This is a genomic window from Nonomuraea corallina, assembly GCF_027620315.1.
GTDB classification, from domain to species: domain Bacteria; phylum Actinomycetota; class Actinomycetes; order Streptosporangiales; family Streptosporangiaceae; genus Nonomuraea; species Nonomuraea corallina.
Window position 1 is genome coordinate 1 of sequence record NZ_JAPNNL010000161.1, and the last position, 16,780, is coordinate 16,780.

A 16,780-nucleotide genomic window follows, 5' to 3' on the forward strand; every position below is an offset into this window, starting at 1 on the left:
CGCGGTCGCGATCCCGGCCTCGTCCGCCCTGCACGCCGGGCTGACCCGGCTGCCGCCCATGGCCGGGGCCGGACTCGCCGCGCCCTTCGGCGTGAACGCCGCGCAGGTGTGGTCCGTCGCCGGCGGCGCGCTGGCGCTGGCGGCGGTCCTCGTCGCGCCGTCGCTGCGGACCTCGTCGCCGGGGGTGCGCGGGCGGCGGGAACTGCTCGCCCGGTCCGGCGCCGACGTGCTGCTCGTGGCGCTCGCCGCCGTCGGCTGGTGGCAGTTGCGCGATCAACCGGCCGGTTCCGGGTCTCCGGTCGACGCTGTACGGGTGCTCGCTCCCGCGCTGCTGCTCATCGCCGGGTCCGCGGTGATGCTGCGGCTGGTGTGGCCCGCGTTGCGGCTCGTGGAACGGCTGGCCGGACGGGCTCGCGGGCTGCTGGTGCCGCTGGCCGCGTTCGAGGCCGCCCGCAGGCCGCAGGCGGTCGCGGCGGGGCTGCTGGTCGCGCTCGGCTGCGCGGCGGCCACGTTCGGGATCGGGTTCGACGCCACGTGGCAGCGGTCCCAGCAGGACCAGGCCGATCTGGCCGTCGGCACCGATCTCGCGCTCACCCTCACCGCCCCGCCCACCGCCGGGCAGGGCGCGAGGGTCGGCGAGGCCACCGGCGGCGAGGTGAGCCCCGCCACCGATCGGGGCGTCGCGGTCGGGCAGTGGCTCGGCGGCGCGGGCGACCCGCCGCGGCTGATCGCCGTGGACACCACGCGGGCCGGGGCGCTGCTGCGCGGGCGGCTGCGCGACGGCCAGACCTGGAACGCCGTCGGCGCCGTCCTCGCGCCCTCGACGCGCGTCTCCGGTGTCGCCGTCCCGGCCGGAGCCGCGCTCTCCCTGACGGGGAACGCGACCGGCGCGACGCCGCTCACCGTGACGCCCCGGCTGCTGCTGGAGGATGCGACGGGGCTGCGCACTCCGTGCACCGGCGCGCCCGTCCCGCTCGACGGGAATGCGCATCCGCTGCCGGACTGCGCGACGGCCGGAGGGCTCCGGCTGGTCGCGGTGTCCCTGCCGTTCGCGATCGAGCCGGGGAACGTGGGCACCGGGTACGCCGACCCCCTGGCGGAGCCCCCGGCGGGCGACAGCCGCGTCGCCGTCACGCTCACCGTGGCGGGGAGCGGCTCCGCGTCCTCGCCGTGGACCGCCACCTCGGCCGGGCCGGCCCCCGGGCAGCTCGGCGACCCGGCCGTCACCCTGACCGGCACCCCGGCGGGCACCCCGGCGGGCACCCGGTTGAGGATGACCACGACCGTCGCGCTGAAGGGCCCGCCGGAAGCCGCCAGGACCCTGGTCGCCACGGCCTTCCCGGCTCCGGGACCGGTGCCGGTCGCCGTCTCCGCCCGCTTCGCCGACGAGGCGGGCTCCCGGCCCGGCTCCCGGCTCGACCTCACCGTCGGGCTCACCCCCGTACAGGTGAGCGTGGCCGAGGTGCTGCCGGCCGTGCCTTCCGCTCCCGGCGCCGCGGCCGTCCTGGCCGACTTCGACGCCCTCTCGCGCGCTCTCGCCGTCAGCGGCGACTTCGACGTGCCCGTGGACGCGTGGTGGGTCGGCCGTCCCGCCGGGGACGACCTGGCCGAGCTCGGTCTCGGCGGCCTCACCACCCGCGCGTCGGAGGCCGCCCGGCTGACCGGCGGTCCGCTGCAGGCCGGGCTGCCGGCCGTGCTCCGGCTGCTCGTGCCGGCCGCCGTGCTGCTGATGCTCGCCGGGATCGTGCTGCACGTGACGTTCGACCTGCGGGCCCGCGCCGTCGAGGTGGCGCGCCTGCGGGGTCTGGGGATGACCCGGCGCGAGATCCGCGCCGTGCTGCTCGGCCAGCATGTCGGCATCCTGCTGCCGCTGCTCGCGGCGGGCGCGGTCGTCGGCGCGCTGGCCACCCGCGCCGTCGCGCCGCTGCTCGTCCGCTCCGACACCGGCGCGGCCCCCGTCCCCGAGGTCCTGCCCGTCTGGCCGTGGGCGGCCCAGGCCGTCCTGCTCGCCGCGCTGACGGTCGCGTGCGCGCTGGCGGTGAGCGCGGTGGTCGTCGTCCAGGCCCGGCTCGCCGACGCCGCGCATCTGCGGGTGGCGTCGTGAGGGTCCCAGCACCGCACTGGCCCAGCGTCGCCGGGCGCGCCCGCGCGGACGCGGGGCCGTTGCTCCTGGCCGCCGTCGTGGTGATGGCCGTCACGCTGCTCGCGGCCGCGACGCCGCCGCTCCTGGCCGCGACCGCAGACGCCGCCGTACGGGACGCGGTGCGCGCGGGCGGCGGCGACCTTCGAGTGCACAGCCGCATGGAGGTCGACGAGGGGCCGAACGCCGGCCGGGTCCGGCACCCCCGCCTCGCCGAGTCGGTGGACGACTTCCGGGTCAGAGCGACGGACGAGCTCGGCCCCGGCCTGCGCGCCGCCCTGCGCCCACCCGTCGCCGCCGTCGTCAGCCCCACCCTCAAGATCACTGACGGCAGTGTGCTGCGGACGTTCCAGCTCGCCTACGTCGCCCGCGACGGCGGGCCCGAGGTGACCTGGATCGCGGGCGGCCCGCCCCGGCCCACCGCCTCCGCGACGGCGACGATGGCCTACGGCGCGCCGCCGTGGCCGGTGCAGGTGGGCCTGTCGGAGGCGGACGCCGCCGCTCTCGAACTCCGTCCCGGCGACCGCCTCCCGATGGCCGACGACCAGGGGAATGACAAGGACGTCCGGATCAGCGGCGTCTTCCGGCCCCGGGACGGCGCCGATCCCGCCTGGCGGCTCCTGCCCTCGCTGCTGGGTCCCGTCGCCGGCGCGGACGGCACGGGATCCACCCGGTTCGCCGGGCTGCTGTCCCGCGACTCGCTGCCCGACGCCCGGCTCGCCTTCGGACCGGACGAGCTGCGGCGTACCGTCTCGTTCGCCCCCGACCCGGCCCGGCTCACCTGGGACACGGTCCCGTCGGTCGTCGCGAAGGTGGTGGCGCTCAAGGCGGCCTCCGGCTCCTCCGCCGCCCGGGACGGCTCGCCGCAGTGGGAGACCGGGCTCGACGGGGTGCTGCGGAACGTGAGCTCCCAGGTCGGCGCGGCGTTCTCGCAGGCGTCCGTCCTGCTCGTCACCCTGCTCGCCGTCGCCGTCCTGGTCCTGCTGCTCGCCGCCGACCTGCTGGTGCGCCGCCGCGCCCCCGCCCTGACGGCCGCCCGGCAGAGAGGGATGTCGCTCCCGGTGATCGGCGGCGAGCTGCTGCTCGAATCCGCCGTGATGGCGCTGCTGGCCGCGGCGGCCGGGCTCGGCCTGGCCCGGGCCGTCACGCCGGAGGTCTCGTGGGAGTGGATCGCGCCCGTGGCAGTCGCGGCCGTCGCCGCCGGACCGGCTTTCGGGACGCTCACCGCCGCCCGCGCCACCCGGGATCGCCGCGTCCCGGCCAACCGGAGCGCCCGGCGGTGGGTGCGCGACACCGTACGGCTGCGGCGGGCCGCTCTTGAGGCCGGCGTGCTGGCGGCCGCGTCCGGCGCCGTCGTCGCCCTGTACCAGCGGGGGGCCGGCGGCGGGATGCTGCCCGCCGGCGCGCCCGCCCTCTGCGCGCTCGCGGGCGGGCTGCTGCTGGCCCGCGCGCTGCCCCTCGGGACGCGCCTCGTGCTCGGGCGGCTGCTGCGGTCGAGCCGGCCGCTGGCGGTGTTCGGGGCCGCGAGGGCGGCGGCGACCTCGGCCCGCGTGCTCCCGCCGCTGGTGCTCGTGACCTCCACGGCCCTGACCTCGTACGCGCTCACGTTCGCCGCCGCGGCCGGCCGGGGCAGCGCGGGCGGGCCGCTGGCCGCGGGACTGGTGCGGCTGGCGTGGGTCTCGGCTGTCACCCTGCCGGTGCTGGGCCTGCTGGGACTCGCTCTCGGCGCGGCGGCAGGCGCGCCGGAGCGATGGCGGACCCTGACCCGGCTGCGCACCCTCGGGCTGCGGCCGCGGGAGGCCCGCCGGGTCGCCACGGGAGAACTGCTGCCGCCGGTGCTGGTCGCCGCCGTGGCCGGTCCGCTGCTCGGGGTGGCGCTCGCCCACCTGACGTTCGGCTCGCTCGCCCTGCGCCTGCTCGGGGCCGATCCGGAGCCGGCGCCGCCGTGGTGGGGGCTCGGCATGGTGGCGGTCGTGTTCCTGGCGGGGGTCGCCGTCGTGGTGCCCGTCGAGTCGGCGCTGCGCCGCCGCCGGCGCCTGGGCGAGGTGCTGCGCGCGGGCGACGGCTGAGCCGCTCGACAGTGGATATCGACGATAACGATAGACCGTTATCGACTTGACTTGAATCAGTGATAACTCGATACTGTTGCCATCGCTTACATGCCATCCGGTCGCGACGTCGGTCCGTACGGAGAAGGAGCATGATGATCTACCACGGCAGCAGATTCACCTTCCGGCCGGACGTGCCACCGGGCCGGCGGACGACGGCCCTCGACAGCCTGCGGGACCAGGGACGGACCGTCCCGTCGGTGACCTCCTTCCTGGTCGGCCGTGACGCCGGCGGCGCCTACGAGTGGGGCGCCGTCTTCGTCGTCGAGGACCTGGCCGGCTACCGCGCGTTCCTGACGCACCCCGCCAGCCGGTACGCCGACCGGATCGTCCGGCCGATGCTCGACGCGTCCATCTCGTTCGACCTCACCGACGACCCGGACCCGAAGGCCGCCGCGCGGATCGACGAGGTGCGTCGCCACGTGCTCGGCACGCCCGCCCCCAGCCGCCGTACGGTACTCAAGGCCGTCGCGGCGGGAACCGCCGCGGCCGCGACGGGCGTCGCCGCCCCCGCCGCCGCCCCCGCCGCCGCTCAGGCGTACGGCGTCGCGCCGGGGGCGTCGGTGGAGGTCTCGATGACGGTCAACGGGCGGCTGCGCAGGGTCGCCGTGGAGCCGAGGGTGACGCTGCTGGACGCGTTACGGGAACGGCTCGGTCTGACCGGCACCAAGAAGGGCTGCGACCGGGGCGAGTGCGGGGCGTGCACGGTGCTGGCCGACGGCGAACGGGTCAAGTCGTGCCTGACGCTGGCGGTGATGCGGCAGGGAGCCGAGATCACCACGGTGGAGGGGCTGGCGCGCGGAGAGGAGCTGCACCCCGTACAGGAGGCGTTCATCAGGAACGACGCCTTCCAGTGCGGCGCGTGCACGCCCGGTCAGATCATGTCGGCCGTGGCCTGCGTCGACGAGGGGCACGCGGGTTCGGAGGCGGAGATCCGCGAGTGGATGAGCGGCAACCTGTGCCGGTGCGCGGCCTACCAGAACATCGTCGCCGCCATCGCCGACGCCGCGCGGGAGGTGCGGCGATGAGGGCCTTCGGTTACACGGTCGCCCGCGATCCGGCGGAGGCCGTACGGCTGGCCGCGCACACCCCCGGCTCGACGTTCGTGGCAGGCGGCACGGACCTGCTGAACCTGATGCGCGACGGCGCGGAGGCCCACGACCACCTCATCGACGTCAACCGGCTGGACCTCGGCCGGATCACCGTCGCCGCCGGCTCGCTGCGGATCGGAGGCGCGGCACGGATGCGGCGGGTCGCCGAGCACCCCGGCGTCCGGCGGGAGTTCCCGATGCTGACGGAGGCGCTGCTGGCCTCGGCGTCCCCGCAGGTCCGCGTCATGGCCTCGATCGGCGGCAACCTGCTGCAGCGCACCAGATGCGGGTACTTCCGCGACGCCGCCTCTCCCTGCAACAAGCGGGTACGGGGCAGCGGCTGCCCGGCGATCACCGGGCAGAACCGGGGACACGCCATCCTGGGAGGCAGCGAGCACTGCGTCGCCACGCACCCTTCGGACCTGGCGGTGGCGCTGACCGCCCTGGACGCGACCGTGCACCTGCTCGGTCCCGGCGGCGCGCGCGCCGTCCCGATCGGCGGCTTCTACCTGCTCCCCGGGTCCACCCCGGACCGGGAGACCGTGATGCGCCCGGGCGAGCTGATCACCCGGGTGGACGTGCCGCGCACCGCCCTGGCCGGGCGGTCGCGCTACCTGAAGCTGCGCGACCGGGCCACGTTCGAGTTCGCGGTCGTGTCGGTGGCGGCCGCGCTGCGGACCAGGGGCGGCGTGGTCCGCGACGTGCGGCTGGCGTTCGGCGGCGTGGGCACCCGCCCGTGGCGGGACACCCGCGTCGAGGCGGCGCTGCGGGGCCGGCCGCTCACCCGGCAGGCGATCGACGAGGCGGGCGGGCTCCTGGTCGGGGACGCGAAACCGTACGAGGGGAACGGGTTCAAGGTCGAGCTCGTCCAGCGGGCGCTGGCGAGCGTACTCGGCGAGCTGGGAGGGCTTCGATGAGCGGGCTGGTGGGGCAGGGCGTGGCGCGGGTGGACGGCCGGGCGAAGGTCACCGGCACGGCCCGCTACGCCGCGGACCACGAGGTGCCCGGGGTGCTGCACGGCGCCCTCGTGATGAGCACGATCGCCCGGGGCGAGGTCCTGCGGATCGACGGCGGGGCGGCGCTGGCGCGTCCCGGCGTCGTCGCGGTCTACACCCATGCCGACCTGCCGAGGCTGAGACTGCCGGACTTCCCGTACAACAGGCGTTTCGTCCCCATGCAGGACACGCGGGTGTTCCACCAGGGGCAACCGGTCGCGTACGTCGTGGCCGAGACCCTGGAGCAGGCGCAGGAGGCCGCCGGCCTGGTGAGGGTGCGCTATCGGGCGGAGGAGCCGGTCGCGCGGATGGCGGACGCGCTCGGCGAGGCGTTCCTGCCGGACGACTTCCGCGAGCGGCCCAACGAGATCAGCCGGGGCGACGCCGCCGCGGCGCTCGAACAGGCCGAGGTGCGCGTCGACCGGACCTACAGCAGCCCGATGCAGCACCACAACCCGATCGAGCCGCACACCACCACCGCCGTCTGGGAGGACGGGACGCTGACCCTGTACGAGAGCACGCAAGGGGTGGTTCTCGCCCGTAACGTCGTGGAGTTCGCGTTCGGCCTGGCCCCGGGAAGCGTCAGGGTCGTCTCCCCCTACCTGGGCGGCGGTTTCGGCGCCAAGGGCCCCACCTATCCGCACACGCTGCTCACCGCGGCGGCGGCGCGGCTCTGCGGCCGGCCGGTGAAGCTGGTGCTGTCGCGCGCGCAGATGTACACCTCCAACGGCCACCGCGCCGAGTACCGCCACCACCTCCGGCTCGGCGCCACCCGGCAGGGCGCGCTCACCGCCATCGCCAGTACCTCGACGGCCCAGGTGACCCGCGCCGACGAGAACATCTACAACGGCGGCGACTCCACGCTCCGCCTGTACGCCTGCCCGAACGTCCACGTACGGCAGCTGGGCGTGCGGCTCGACCTGCCGACGTCGAGCTACATGCGCTCGCCGGAGACGACCGCGCACTTCGGCATCGAGACGGCCCTGGACGAGCTGAGCCACGAGCTCGGCATCGACCCGGTGGAACTCCGGATGCGCAACCACGCCGAGGCCGACCAGCAGACCGACCCGCCCCGGCCTTACCCCGACAAGCGGCTGCTGGAGTGCTACCGGGCCGCGGCCGAGGCGTTCGGCTGGGCCCGGCGCGACCCCAGGCCGGGCACCACCAGGGACGGCGACGAGTACGTCGGCTGGGGCATGGCCACCGAGACCCACACCTACAACGTCATCCCGTCCCAGGCGCGCCTCACCATCGGCCCCGACGGGCGCGCGACGCTGCGGGCCGCCACCCAGGAGATCGGCACCGGCACCTACACCGTGCTCACCCAGGTCGTCGCCGAAGGGCTCGGGCTGCCGCTCGGCCACGTCACGACGCTGCTCGGGGACACCGCCTACCCCGCCGCGTCCCTGTCGGCCGGGTCGGCCACGATGCCCAGCGTGGCCGGCCCGGCGGCCGAGGCGGCGCGGCGCGCACGGGAGGCGGTGATCGCGCTCGCCGTCGCCGACGCGCGCTCCCCGCTCCACGGCGTGCCCGCCGAGGAGGTCGTGACCTTGGACGGCCGCCTGTTCGCCCGGGGCGACCGCGACCGCGCGGACACCTACCGCGACGTCATGACCCGCCACGGCGGCCCGGTCGAGGTGACCGGAAGCAGGGCGAACACGGCCGGGCACTCGTTCGGCGCGGTGTTCCTGGAGGTACGGGTCCAGCCGAGACTGGGCAGGGTGCGCGTGACCCGCGTGGTGACCGCGCACGACCTGGGCCGGGTGCTCAATCGCCGGACCGCGCGCGGGCAGGTCATCGGCGGTGTGACATGGGGGATCGGCTTCGCGCTGATGGAGCACACGATGGTGGACCCGAACACCGCGCGGGTGGTCAACCCGAACCTGTCCGCCTACCTGGTTCCGGTCTGCGCGGACGTGCCCTCGGTGGAGGCGCTGTTCGTGGACCGGCCGGAGGCTGACGCCGAGCTGAACGGGATCCGCGGGTTCGGCGAGACACCGGGGACCGGCGTGCCCGCGGCCATCGGCAACGCGATCCACCACGCCACCGGTCGGCGGCTCAGGGACGTCCCCTTCACCCGGGACAAGCTGCTCTGACCCCGCGTACGTCAGGGAGCGGGGGAGCGGCTCGTGGCCCGGTCGAGGAGCTCAGTGAGCAGGGCGAGCTCGCCCGGCGTGTAGAGGTCCGGCGCCTCGCCGAGGACGGCCTTCAGCCCCACGGCCCGCTGGGCCACGCTCGGCGGGCCGGCCGGGTCGTCCGTGGTGATCGCCGCGAGTACGGCCTCGCGCAGGCGGCCGGGCAGAGCGGGATCGCGCTCGCCGGGAGGCATGCCGATGAGGTTGAGCGTGAGGCCGACGCCTGCCGAGTGCACCATGTCCATGGCCGTCTCGACGCCGACGGAGAGCCGGCCCGCGATGGCGATGCGTTCGACCAGCAGCCGCAGCCGCGCCGTCGCCTGCTCGGTGCTGCGTCTACGGGCCCCCGGGGTCGGCCGGCCGTACATGAGCAGGTACTGCTCCGGGTTCTCCAGGCCGAAGCCGACATGGGTGTCCCAGCCGCGGCGCAGGTCGTCCACGGGGTCGTCGGAGAGAGCCTGGCTGTGCTTGCGGGCGAGGTAGCGCGCGAACCCGTCGGCCGCGACCGCTTCGAGCAGCCCGTTCATGTCGGTGAACAGGCGGTAGAGCGTGGGCGCCTGCACCCCGGCCGCCGCGCTGACGGTGCGCGTCGTCACTCCTTCGCGGCCCTTGTCCCGTAGCAGCTCGGTCGTGGCGTCGATGATGCGCCGGCGAACCTCTTCCCGATCAGCCATGTAACAACGATAACAGGATCTCGGTATCGGGATTCGGGCGGTCGCCGTCCGGCGTACGGGCACCTGTCGGCCGAACCGGACGAGGACGCCGGCTAGAAGGTGGCGATCGGGTTGACCGGGCTGCCGGACGCGCCGGCGAGGCGGACCGGCGCGACCGCGAGGTGGAAGTCCCACTGGCCGAGTTCCACAGCCGTCGACGCGCACGCCTCCAGGTCGCAGTTGTCGAGCAGCCACAGGCCCATCGCGACGAGGCCCACGGCGTGCACCGGCATCAGCACGTCGTCGTACCCCGACGGCTGAACCTCCTGCGGGGTGTCGGCGCCGATCAGCGCGACCTGCCGTTCACGCAGCCACGGCAGGCAGGACGCGTGCCAGCCGGCCTGCTCGTGGCCGCCGTCCCGGCCGGCCTCGTGCCGGAGGCGGCCACGGCCGGTGCGCAGCAGCACGGCGTCGCCGGATCGTACGCGGACACCCTGGCGACGCTCCGCCTCCTCGAGGTCTTCGGGGTACACCCCTTGTCCCGGTTCGAGCCACGGCACGTCGCGGACTCGCGCGACGTCCAGCAGGACCCCACGGGTGACGATCCCGTTCGCCGCCGCGGTGACGGCCGCCCACGCCGATCCGGTCGCGGGGTCGACCGACGAGTGGGGCCGCCCGTTGTACAGCGCGCCGTCCCAGAAGATGTGGCACGGCGAGTCGACGTGGGTGACGGTGTTGCCGTGGAAGGTGAGGCCGAGCCGCTCGGAGGAGAAGCCCCAGCGCCGGTCGCGGCGGAACCCGGGCGCCGGCATGGTCTCGGCGCCCGGCATGTCGGCGGCGCGCGGGCACGTCGTCGTCGACCGTTCCATGTCCTCGGGTGCGGCGACCTCCCAGGCGCACGACACGCTCCGGCCGTGGCGCACGGCCCGCGCGGCGGCCAGCCGGACGTCGTCGGTGATGTGGTTGAGGGTGCCGAGTTCGTCGTCGTCGCCCCACCGGCCCCAGTTCGACAGCGTGTCGAAGTACGCGAGCACCTCGTCCTGCGTGGGTGCCGGCCGCCCTGCCGTCATTCGAGCATCGACTCCTCCGGTCACGCGGTTCGAGCCCTCGCAGGCAGGCTATCCCGCCCTCTCCTCGGGCGAGCCGGGATGGCCGGGCCTTCCGCGCAGGGACTCCTGGTAGAGGTCCGCGTAGGTGCGCGAGTCCCTGATCAGATCGTCGCAGAAGGCGGCGACATCGTCGCCGATGAGCTCCAGGACCCCCTTGCCGGACGCGGCGCCCTCCTCGAAGAAGTCGACGATCCCGGGGAGCAGGGGACCGTCGGGCAGGTCGACCGGCCCGACCTTGAAGAAGTACTTCTGCATCTCCTTGTAGACGATCTGGTAGTCCGGCGGGAGCGCCCTGACCCGCGCCACGTGCGCCCGCCACTGTCTCTTGCCGTCGATGATGTCCCTGATGCCCACGTCAGCCTCCCAGCCGGCCCAGTTTCCTGGCGACGTTCCCGTTCAACTGCCTGCGCCAGCGATCGCGATGGTCCGGGGCCCTTTCTCGGCCGGCCAGCGCGGCGCAGAAGCCCTCGACGTCGTCACCCAGCACGTCGTGAACGCTCTGGCCGTCGGCCGCGGTCTCTTCGAGCAGCCCCAGAGCGTTGTCGAGAATCGGCGTCAGGTTGCGACCGGTGAAGTCCGCGTAGGGATGAAGGTGGCTTTTGATCTGTTCCCACGCCGCGCGGTGGTCGACCGGCAACTCCTGGGCGCGGGCCTCGAACGCCCTCCACTCCCTGGTGAGATCGCTGCCTGTGACGGTCTCCCAGAAGTTCATCTGCCGCCCTCCTTGAGCTTGTCGATCCGTGAGATGACGTACTCCCATTTCGCCCAGAACCTGGCGAGCTCTTCGCGTCCCGCGTCGTTGAGCGCGTAGAACTTGCGTGGCGGGCCCAGCCCGGACGGTCGTTTCGTCGTCTGGACGAGCCCGTTCTTCTCCAGACGCAGGAGGATGGTGTAGACCGTCCCCTCGACCACGTCGGCGAAGCCGAGTTCGTTCAGCCGGCGGGTGATGGCGTACCCGTAGGTCTCCTCGCCGCCGATGATCTCCAGCACGCAGCCTTCCAGCGTGCCCTTCAGCATCTCCGTCAGGTCGTCCATCGCGGGCTCTTCTCGATCTCCTGGTACTTCGTAGTGCTGAGTACTACTATAAAGTACCACAGAGTAGCCTGGTGGGGCGGTGTGTTCGGGTGCCCATCATCCTGGAGATCCTCACCCCCAGATCGGCCGGCTCCGCGCCGACCTGCCGGGAATCCTCTTCCGCGCTCATCGTCAAGCCGGTTCGGCGCTTCCTAGTGACGCGAGGGTCTCGACCCCGCCTTCCGGCAGTACGGCGATCAGTCCAGTCATCGAGGCGATCAAGGAGAGGTCCGTGCGCCGCCGCGAGCGGTCAGGAGGCGGGGCTGTAGCGGGAGTGCCGCGCCAGGAACCAGTCGGCGGCGAGGTCGGTTCCGGTGACGCGTCCGATCAGGGCCAGGGCCGAGCTGATGCTCTCCGGGGGCTCCACGAGGTCGTCGAGGACGTCGTCGCCGCTGATCTGGAAGCGCAGTCCGTCCATCAGGTGGTCGAGCGCGTGCGGGTCGTCGCCGAACCGGGAGGACTCGTCCGGGAAGAACGGGTCGAAGGCGACGACCGTACGCCCGTCGCGGGCGTAGTGGAAGGACGCGCTGGACATGTCCATGGACAGGCCGAGGGCCTCACGGCCGCCTTCGGTCATCGAGCGCAGGAACTCGCCGTCGGCGCGCTCCGGCATGACGCAAATCCAGTCGCCGACCTCGGCCACCCATCTGGAGTCGTCGTGGATCTGGTGGTCGAGGATCTCGCTCAGGTGGCACGGGGTACGGGTGGTGAGGTCGAGGCCGCAGCGCCGGGCGAGGGCGCCGAGGTCCGCGCCCTTGATCCACATGGCGCTGAAACCCAGCGTCTCCAAGTCGGGATCGGCATCGAGCTCCTCGTCGAAGAGGGTGGAGACCAGAAGGTCGTGCAGGTAGGTCGGTGAGCGCATGGCCGTCTCTCCAAGTGGTGTCCCTCCCGGACCGCGCCGGAGGGCGACCGCCTGCCGCGTCCGCGGATGCGGCCTCGGGCCGGAGGATATTTTATATAGGATCTCGGAGACGGCGGCGAGGCTTCCGAGAAAGCCGCCGACCGGGGTCGAGGCGAGGAGTGGTGCGATGGGCGCGAGGGCGGCTGAGGCCGGGCGTCCCCAGCTCAGCGACGACGCCGCCGCCTACGTACGCAGCATGATCATGTCGGGGCAGTGGCGGCCGGGCGACTCCGTGCGGCCGGAGGCGGTCGGCCAGGCGCTGGGCATCTCCGCGACCCCCGCCCGCGAGGCGCTGCACGTGCTGCGCGTGGAGGGGTTCCTCGACCTGCTGCCCCGGCGGGGCTTCCAGGTGGCGCCGCTGACCGGCCAGGACATCCGTGACCTGTTCGAGGCGCACGCGCTGATCTCAGGAGAGCTTGCGGCCCGGGCGGCCGCCCGGCTGACCCCGGAGCAGCTCGCCGAGCTGGAGGCCCTGCATCACGAACTGCTCGCGGCGGCCCACCGGAAGGACCTGGCCCTGCTGGAGGAGAAGAACCACGCCTTCCACCGCCTCGTCAACCTGGCCGCGGACGCCCGTAAGCTCACCTGGGTGCTGACCCTGACCGGGCGGTACATCCCCACCCGCTTCTACTCGGAGATCGCGGGCTGGCCGCAGGCCACCCTGCACGACCACACGAGGATCCTGGAGGGCCTGCGCGCCCGGGACGCGGAGGCCGCGCGGGCGGCGATGCGCGATCACATCGCGCACGCGGGTGATCTGCTGGCCAGGCAGTTCGACGAGCGCACCGCGAGCGAACCGGGCCCCGCCTAGACCACTGGCTGCGCCCATCTCTATATCGCGGCCTCCCTCACGGCCGTCGGCCGCCCCCTGATCGGAGCGGTTTCTCGCAGTGAGGCGAGGTGGGGCTGGCGGTGATGACAGAGATTATATATTATATATCCCAACGAAAGGGGAGCTGTGCTGCCACTCACCGGGATCACCGTGGTCGCGCTCGAACACGCGGTGGCCGCGCCGTTCGCGACGCGTCAGCTCGCCGACCTCGGCGCTCGGGTCATCAAAATAGAGCGGCCCGGAGCCGGCGACTTCGCCCGGCGCTACGACGAGTCGATCAAGGGCCAGTCCAGCTATTTCGTCTGGCTCAACCGCTCCAAGGAGTCGGTGACGCTGGACGTGAAGTCGCCCGACGGCCGGGAGATCCTGCACGAGCTGGTCGGCCGGGCCGACGTGCTGGTGCAGAACCTCGGGCCGGGCGCCGCCGACCGCCTCGGCCTGTCCGCCGCCGCCGTGCGCGCACGCGACCCCCGCAAGATCGTGCTGGGCATCACCGGCTGGGGCAGCGACGGCCCCTGGGCCGGCCGCAAGGCCTACGACCTGCTGGCCCAGTGCGAGGCCGGGCTGGTCTCCCTGACCGGTGCGGAGGAGCCGGCCAGGGTCGGCATCTCGGTCGCCGACATCGCCGCCGGGATGTACGGGTTCAGCGCCGTCCTCGCCGCCCTCTACCGGCGCCAGGCCACCGGCGAGGGCGCCACCCTGGAGATCTCCCTGTTCGAGGCCCTGGCCGAGTGGATGGGGCAGCCGGCCCACTACACCGCCGGCAGCGGCCGGCAGCAGCCGCGCGCGGGCGCCCGGCACGCCACCATCGCCCCGTACGGGCCGTTCACCGCGGGAGACGGGCGCACGATCCTGATCTCGATCCAGAACGAGACCGAGTGGGCGCGGTTCTGCGCGGAGTTCCTCGGCGCGCCCGAGCTCGCCACCGACCCGCGCTTCGCCACCAACACCCTGCGGGTGACCCATCGCGACGCCCTCGAAGCCCTCATCGCGGCACGTTTCGCCGAGTTCGACGCGCCCGCGGCCTCGGCCCTGCTCGACCGGGCGGGGATCGCCAACGCGGGCGTCAACACGGTCGACGACTTCCTGCGCCACCCGGTGCTGCGGGAGCGCGGGCGCTGGCGGGACGTCGACACGCCCGGCGGCCCCATCAGGGCGCTGCTGCCGCCCATCTCCCTCGGCGCGGAACCGCGGATGGACCCGGTGCCCGCCGTCGGCGAGCACACCGCGGCCGTCCTGGCCGAGCTCGGCCGCTCGCGCCGGGAGATCGACGACCTCGCCGACAAGAAGATCATCTGACCGGCCCGCAGAGGGCGGCGAAGGAGTTGCGATGACGCTGAACGCCGAAGAGACGGCCATGGTGGAGGCGGTGCGCGACTTCGTCGACCGCGAGGTGCGGCCCGTCGCCAGGGAGCTGGAGCACGCCAACGCCTACCCGGGCGAGCTCATCGACCAGATGAAGGCGATGGGCGTCTACGGCCTGGCCATCCCCGAGCCGTACGGCGACGTCCAGGTCTCGACCCCCTGCTTCGCGATGATCACCGAGGAGCTGGCGCGCGGGTGGATGAGCCTCGCCGGAGCCATGGGCGGGCACACCGTGGTGGCCCGGCTCATCCTCGCGTACGGCACGCCGGAGCAGAAGGAGCGTTACCTGCCGCGGATGGCGACGGGCGAGCTGCGCGCGACGATGGCGCTCACCGAGCCTGGCGGCGGCTCGGACCTGCAGGCGATGCGCACCGTGGCCCGGCGCGACGGCGACGAGTACGTGATCAACGGCACCAAGACCTGGATCAGCAACGCCCGCATGTCGGGGCTCGTGGCGCTGCTGTGCAAGACCGACCCCGAGTCCGTCCCCCGGCACCAGGGCATCTCGGTCCTGCTGGTGGAGAAGGTGCCGGGCGTCACCGTCACCGCCGACCTGCCCAAGCTCGGCTACAAGGGCGTGGAGAGCTGCGAGGTGGTCTTCGACGACGCCCGCGTGCCGGTCGGCGCGCTGCTCGGCGAGGCCGAGGGCAAGGGGTTCGGGCAGATGATGCGCGGCCTGGAGATCGGCCGCATCCAGGTGGCGGCGCGGGCGACGGGCGTGGCCAGGGCCGCCTTCGACGACGCGCTCGCCTACTCCCGGCAGCGGGAGTCGTTCGGCAAGCCGATCTGGAGGCACCAGTCGGTCGGCAACCACCTCGCCGAGATGGGCACCAAGGTGACCGCCGCCCGCCGGCTGCTGCTGTACGCCGCCGAGCGGTTCGACTCGGGCGAGCGCAGTGACCTGGAGGCGGGCATGGCCAAGCTGTTCTGCTCGGAGGTCGCGATGGAGGTGGCGCTCTCCGCGATCCGGGTGCACGGCGGCTACGGCTACTCCACCGAGTTCGACGTCGAGCGCTACTTCCGCGACGCCCCGCTCATGATCGTGGGTGAGGGCACCAACGAGATCCAGCGCAACGTCATCGCCCGGCAGCTCGTCGAGCGCGGCGGCCTGCCCGCCTGACCGCACTTCGGCCCGCGCGGGTCCCGCACTCATCCCGCGCCGGGCCCGCGCACGGCCCGGGTAACGCCGGACCGCGCACGGGACGCACGCCGGGGTTAACGCCGCGCTCGTACGTTCCCGTCATGGCAGAAGCTTTCATCATCGACGCCGTCCGCACCCCCGTGACCAGACGCGGCGGGCCGTTGAGCACCGTCCACCCCGCCGATCTCGGCGCGCACAGCATCCGCGCCCTGGTCGAGCGGACCGGGATCGACCCGGGGCTGGTCGACGACGTCGTGTTCGGCAACGTGGACTCGGTGGGGCCGCAGTCGTTCGACATCGCGCGCACCTGCTGGCTCGCTACAGGGTTCCCGTTGCACGTGCCGGGCGTGACGATCGACCGGCAGTGCGGGTCGGCGCAGCAGGCCGTGCACTTCGCCGCCCAGGCGGTGATGAGCGGGACGATGGACCTCGTCGTCGCGGGCGGCGTGCAGAACATGAGCATGGTGCCGCTCATGTCAGCGGCGAACGCCGGGCAGGCGCTCGGCTTCGACGACCCGTTCTCCACCTCGGCGGGGTGGACCGGCAGGTTCGGTGACGGCGAGGTCAGCCAGTTCCGGGGCGCGGAGATGATGGCCACCCACTGGGACATCTCCCGCGAGGAGATGGAGGAGTTCGCCGTCGAGTCGCACGAGCGGGCGCTGCGGGCCAACGCCGTCAAGCTCTTCGAGCCGGAGATCGCGCCGCTGAACGGGGTCGCCGCCGACGACGGCCCGCGCGAGCCGAACTGGGAGAAGATCAGGTCACTGCCTCCGCTGCGGCCCGGCGGGCGCGTCACCGCCGCCTGCGCGAGCCAGATCAGCGACGGCTCCGCGGCCCTGCTGATCGCCGGCGAGCGCGCGGTGAAGCACCTCGGGCTGACGCCTCGGGCCCGCGTCCACCACATGAGCGTGATGGCCGACGATCCGATCATGATGCTCTCCGCGCCGATCCCCGCGACCAAGCGCGCGCTCCGGCGAGCCAGGATGACGCCGGACGACATCGACGCGGTCGAGATCAACGAGGCGTTCGCGCCGGTGGTGCTCGCCTGGCTGAAGGAGACCGGTTTCGACCCGGCCAAGGTCAACCCGAACGGCGGCGCGATCGCGCTGGGCCACCCGCTCGGCGCGACGGGCGCGCGGCTGATGACGACGCTCCTCAACCACCTGGAGCGCACCGGCGGCCGCTACGGCCTGCAGACGATGTGCGAGGGCGGCGGCCAGGCCAACGTCACCA

Annotated in this window: 15 protein-coding genes and 1 pseudogene; 10 read left to right on the top strand and 6 right to left on the bottom strand. The window is 73.6% G+C overall.

The genetic code is table 11. The annotated features are described in order from the left end of the window. The 6 genes and pseudogenes from OUY22_RS29205 to OUY22_RS29230 form a co-directional block, all read left to right on the top strand. A partial coding sequence (locus OUY22_RS29205) for an FtsX-like permease family protein (RefSeq protein WP_270158413.1) occupies positions 1-2,104 on the top strand: 2,104 nt, incomplete at its 5' end. Continuing rightward, complete coding sequence (locus tag OUY22_RS29210; protein ID WP_270158414.1) at positions 2,101-4,209, top strand: FtsX-like permease family protein; 2,109 nt, start codon at positions 2,101-2,103, stop codon at positions 4,207-4,209. The genes OUY22_RS29205 and OUY22_RS29210, both read left to right, overlap by 4 nt. A 134-nt stretch (positions 4,210-4,343) precedes the next feature. Beyond that, positions 4,344-4,607, top strand: a pseudogene (locus OUY22_RS29215) (Dabb family protein); the annotation flags it as partial. A 216-nt stretch (positions 4,608-4,823) separates the two neighbouring features. Next, the gene (locus OUY22_RS29220; protein WP_270158427.1) at positions 4,824-5,276 is read left to right on the top strand and encodes a (2Fe-2S)-binding protein; all 453 of its coding nucleotides are present in this window, start codon (positions 4,824-4,826) and stop codon (positions 5,274-5,276) included. Then, a complete protein-coding gene (locus OUY22_RS29225; RefSeq protein WP_270158415.1) occupies positions 5,273-6,256 on the top strand; it encodes an FAD binding domain-containing protein in 984 nt (327 codons plus the stop codon). Before OUY22_RS29220 ends, OUY22_RS29225 begins: the two co-directional genes overlap by 4 nt. Further along, positions 6,253-8,430, top strand: a complete 2,178-nt coding sequence (locus tag OUY22_RS29230) for a xanthine dehydrogenase family protein molybdopterin-binding subunit (RefSeq protein ID WP_270158416.1) — start codon at positions 6,253-6,255, stop codon at positions 8,428-8,430. Before OUY22_RS29225 ends, OUY22_RS29230 begins: the two co-directional genes overlap by 4 nt. Positions 8,431-8,441: 11 nt before the next feature. Here the strand turns inward: OUY22_RS29230 and OUY22_RS29235 are convergent, their stop codons facing one another. The 6 genes from OUY22_RS29235 to OUY22_RS29260 form a co-directional block, all read right to left on the bottom strand. Continuing rightward, positions 8,442-9,143 carry a TetR/AcrR family transcriptional regulator gene (locus OUY22_RS29235; RefSeq protein WP_270158417.1) on the bottom strand — a complete coding sequence of 234 codons (702 nt, stop codon included), beginning with the start codon at positions 9,141-9,143 and terminating at the stop codon, positions 8,442-8,444. A gap of 92 nt (positions 9,144-9,235) precedes the next feature. Further along, positions 9,236-10,192, bottom strand: coding sequence for a cyclase family protein (locus OUY22_RS29240; protein ID WP_270158418.1), 957 nt, complete (start codon positions 10,190-10,192; stop codon positions 9,236-9,238). Between the two features lie 48 nt (positions 10,193-10,240). Continuing rightward, complete coding sequence (locus OUY22_RS29245) at positions 10,241-10,585, bottom strand: DUF1048 domain-containing protein (RefSeq protein ID WP_270158419.1); 345 nt, start codon at positions 10,583-10,585, stop codon at positions 10,241-10,243. A 1-nt stretch (position 10,586) separates the two neighbouring features. Continuing rightward, the gene (locus OUY22_RS29250) at positions 10,587-10,943 is read right to left on the bottom strand and encodes a DUF1048 domain-containing protein (protein WP_270158420.1); all 357 of its coding nucleotides are present in this window, start codon (positions 10,941-10,943) and stop codon (positions 10,587-10,589) included. Next, positions 10,940-11,266: a PadR family transcriptional regulator gene (locus OUY22_RS29255; protein WP_270158421.1), complete on the bottom strand. Its 327-nt coding sequence runs from the start codon at positions 11,264-11,266 to the stop codon at positions 10,940-10,942. The genes OUY22_RS29250 and OUY22_RS29255 overlap by 4 nt, the downstream gene beginning before the upstream one ends. Before the next feature lie 289 nt (positions 11,267-11,555). Next, positions 11,556-12,170 (bottom strand): DUF6461 domain-containing protein, encoded by a 615-nt coding sequence (locus OUY22_RS29260; protein WP_270158422.1) that lies wholly within the window; start codon positions 12,168-12,170, stop codon positions 11,556-11,558. 166 nt (positions 12,171-12,336) lie between these two features. Here OUY22_RS29260 and OUY22_RS29265 point away from each other — a divergent pair, with 166 nt between their 5' ends. From OUY22_RS29265 to OUY22_RS29280, 4 genes are all read left to right on the top strand, one after another. Next, a complete protein-coding gene (locus OUY22_RS29265; protein WP_270158423.1) occupies positions 12,337-13,020 on the top strand; it encodes a GntR family transcriptional regulator in 684 nt (227 codons plus the stop codon). A gap of 147 nt (positions 13,021-13,167) precedes the next feature. Continuing rightward, positions 13,168-14,340: a CaiB/BaiF CoA transferase family protein gene (locus tag OUY22_RS29270; RefSeq protein ID WP_270158424.1), complete on the top strand. Its 1,173-nt coding sequence runs from the start codon at positions 13,168-13,170 to the stop codon at positions 14,338-14,340. Positions 14,341-14,371: 31 nt separating this feature from the next. Then, entirely contained in the window at positions 14,372-15,526 is a 1,155-nt protein-coding gene (locus OUY22_RS29275) for an acyl-CoA dehydrogenase family protein (RefSeq protein WP_270158425.1), read from the top strand. Between the two features lie 122 nt (positions 15,527-15,648). Continuing rightward, the coding region (locus OUY22_RS29280; protein WP_270158426.1) for an acetyl-CoA C-acetyltransferase at positions 15,649-16,780 on the top strand (1,132 nt) is incomplete at its 3' end.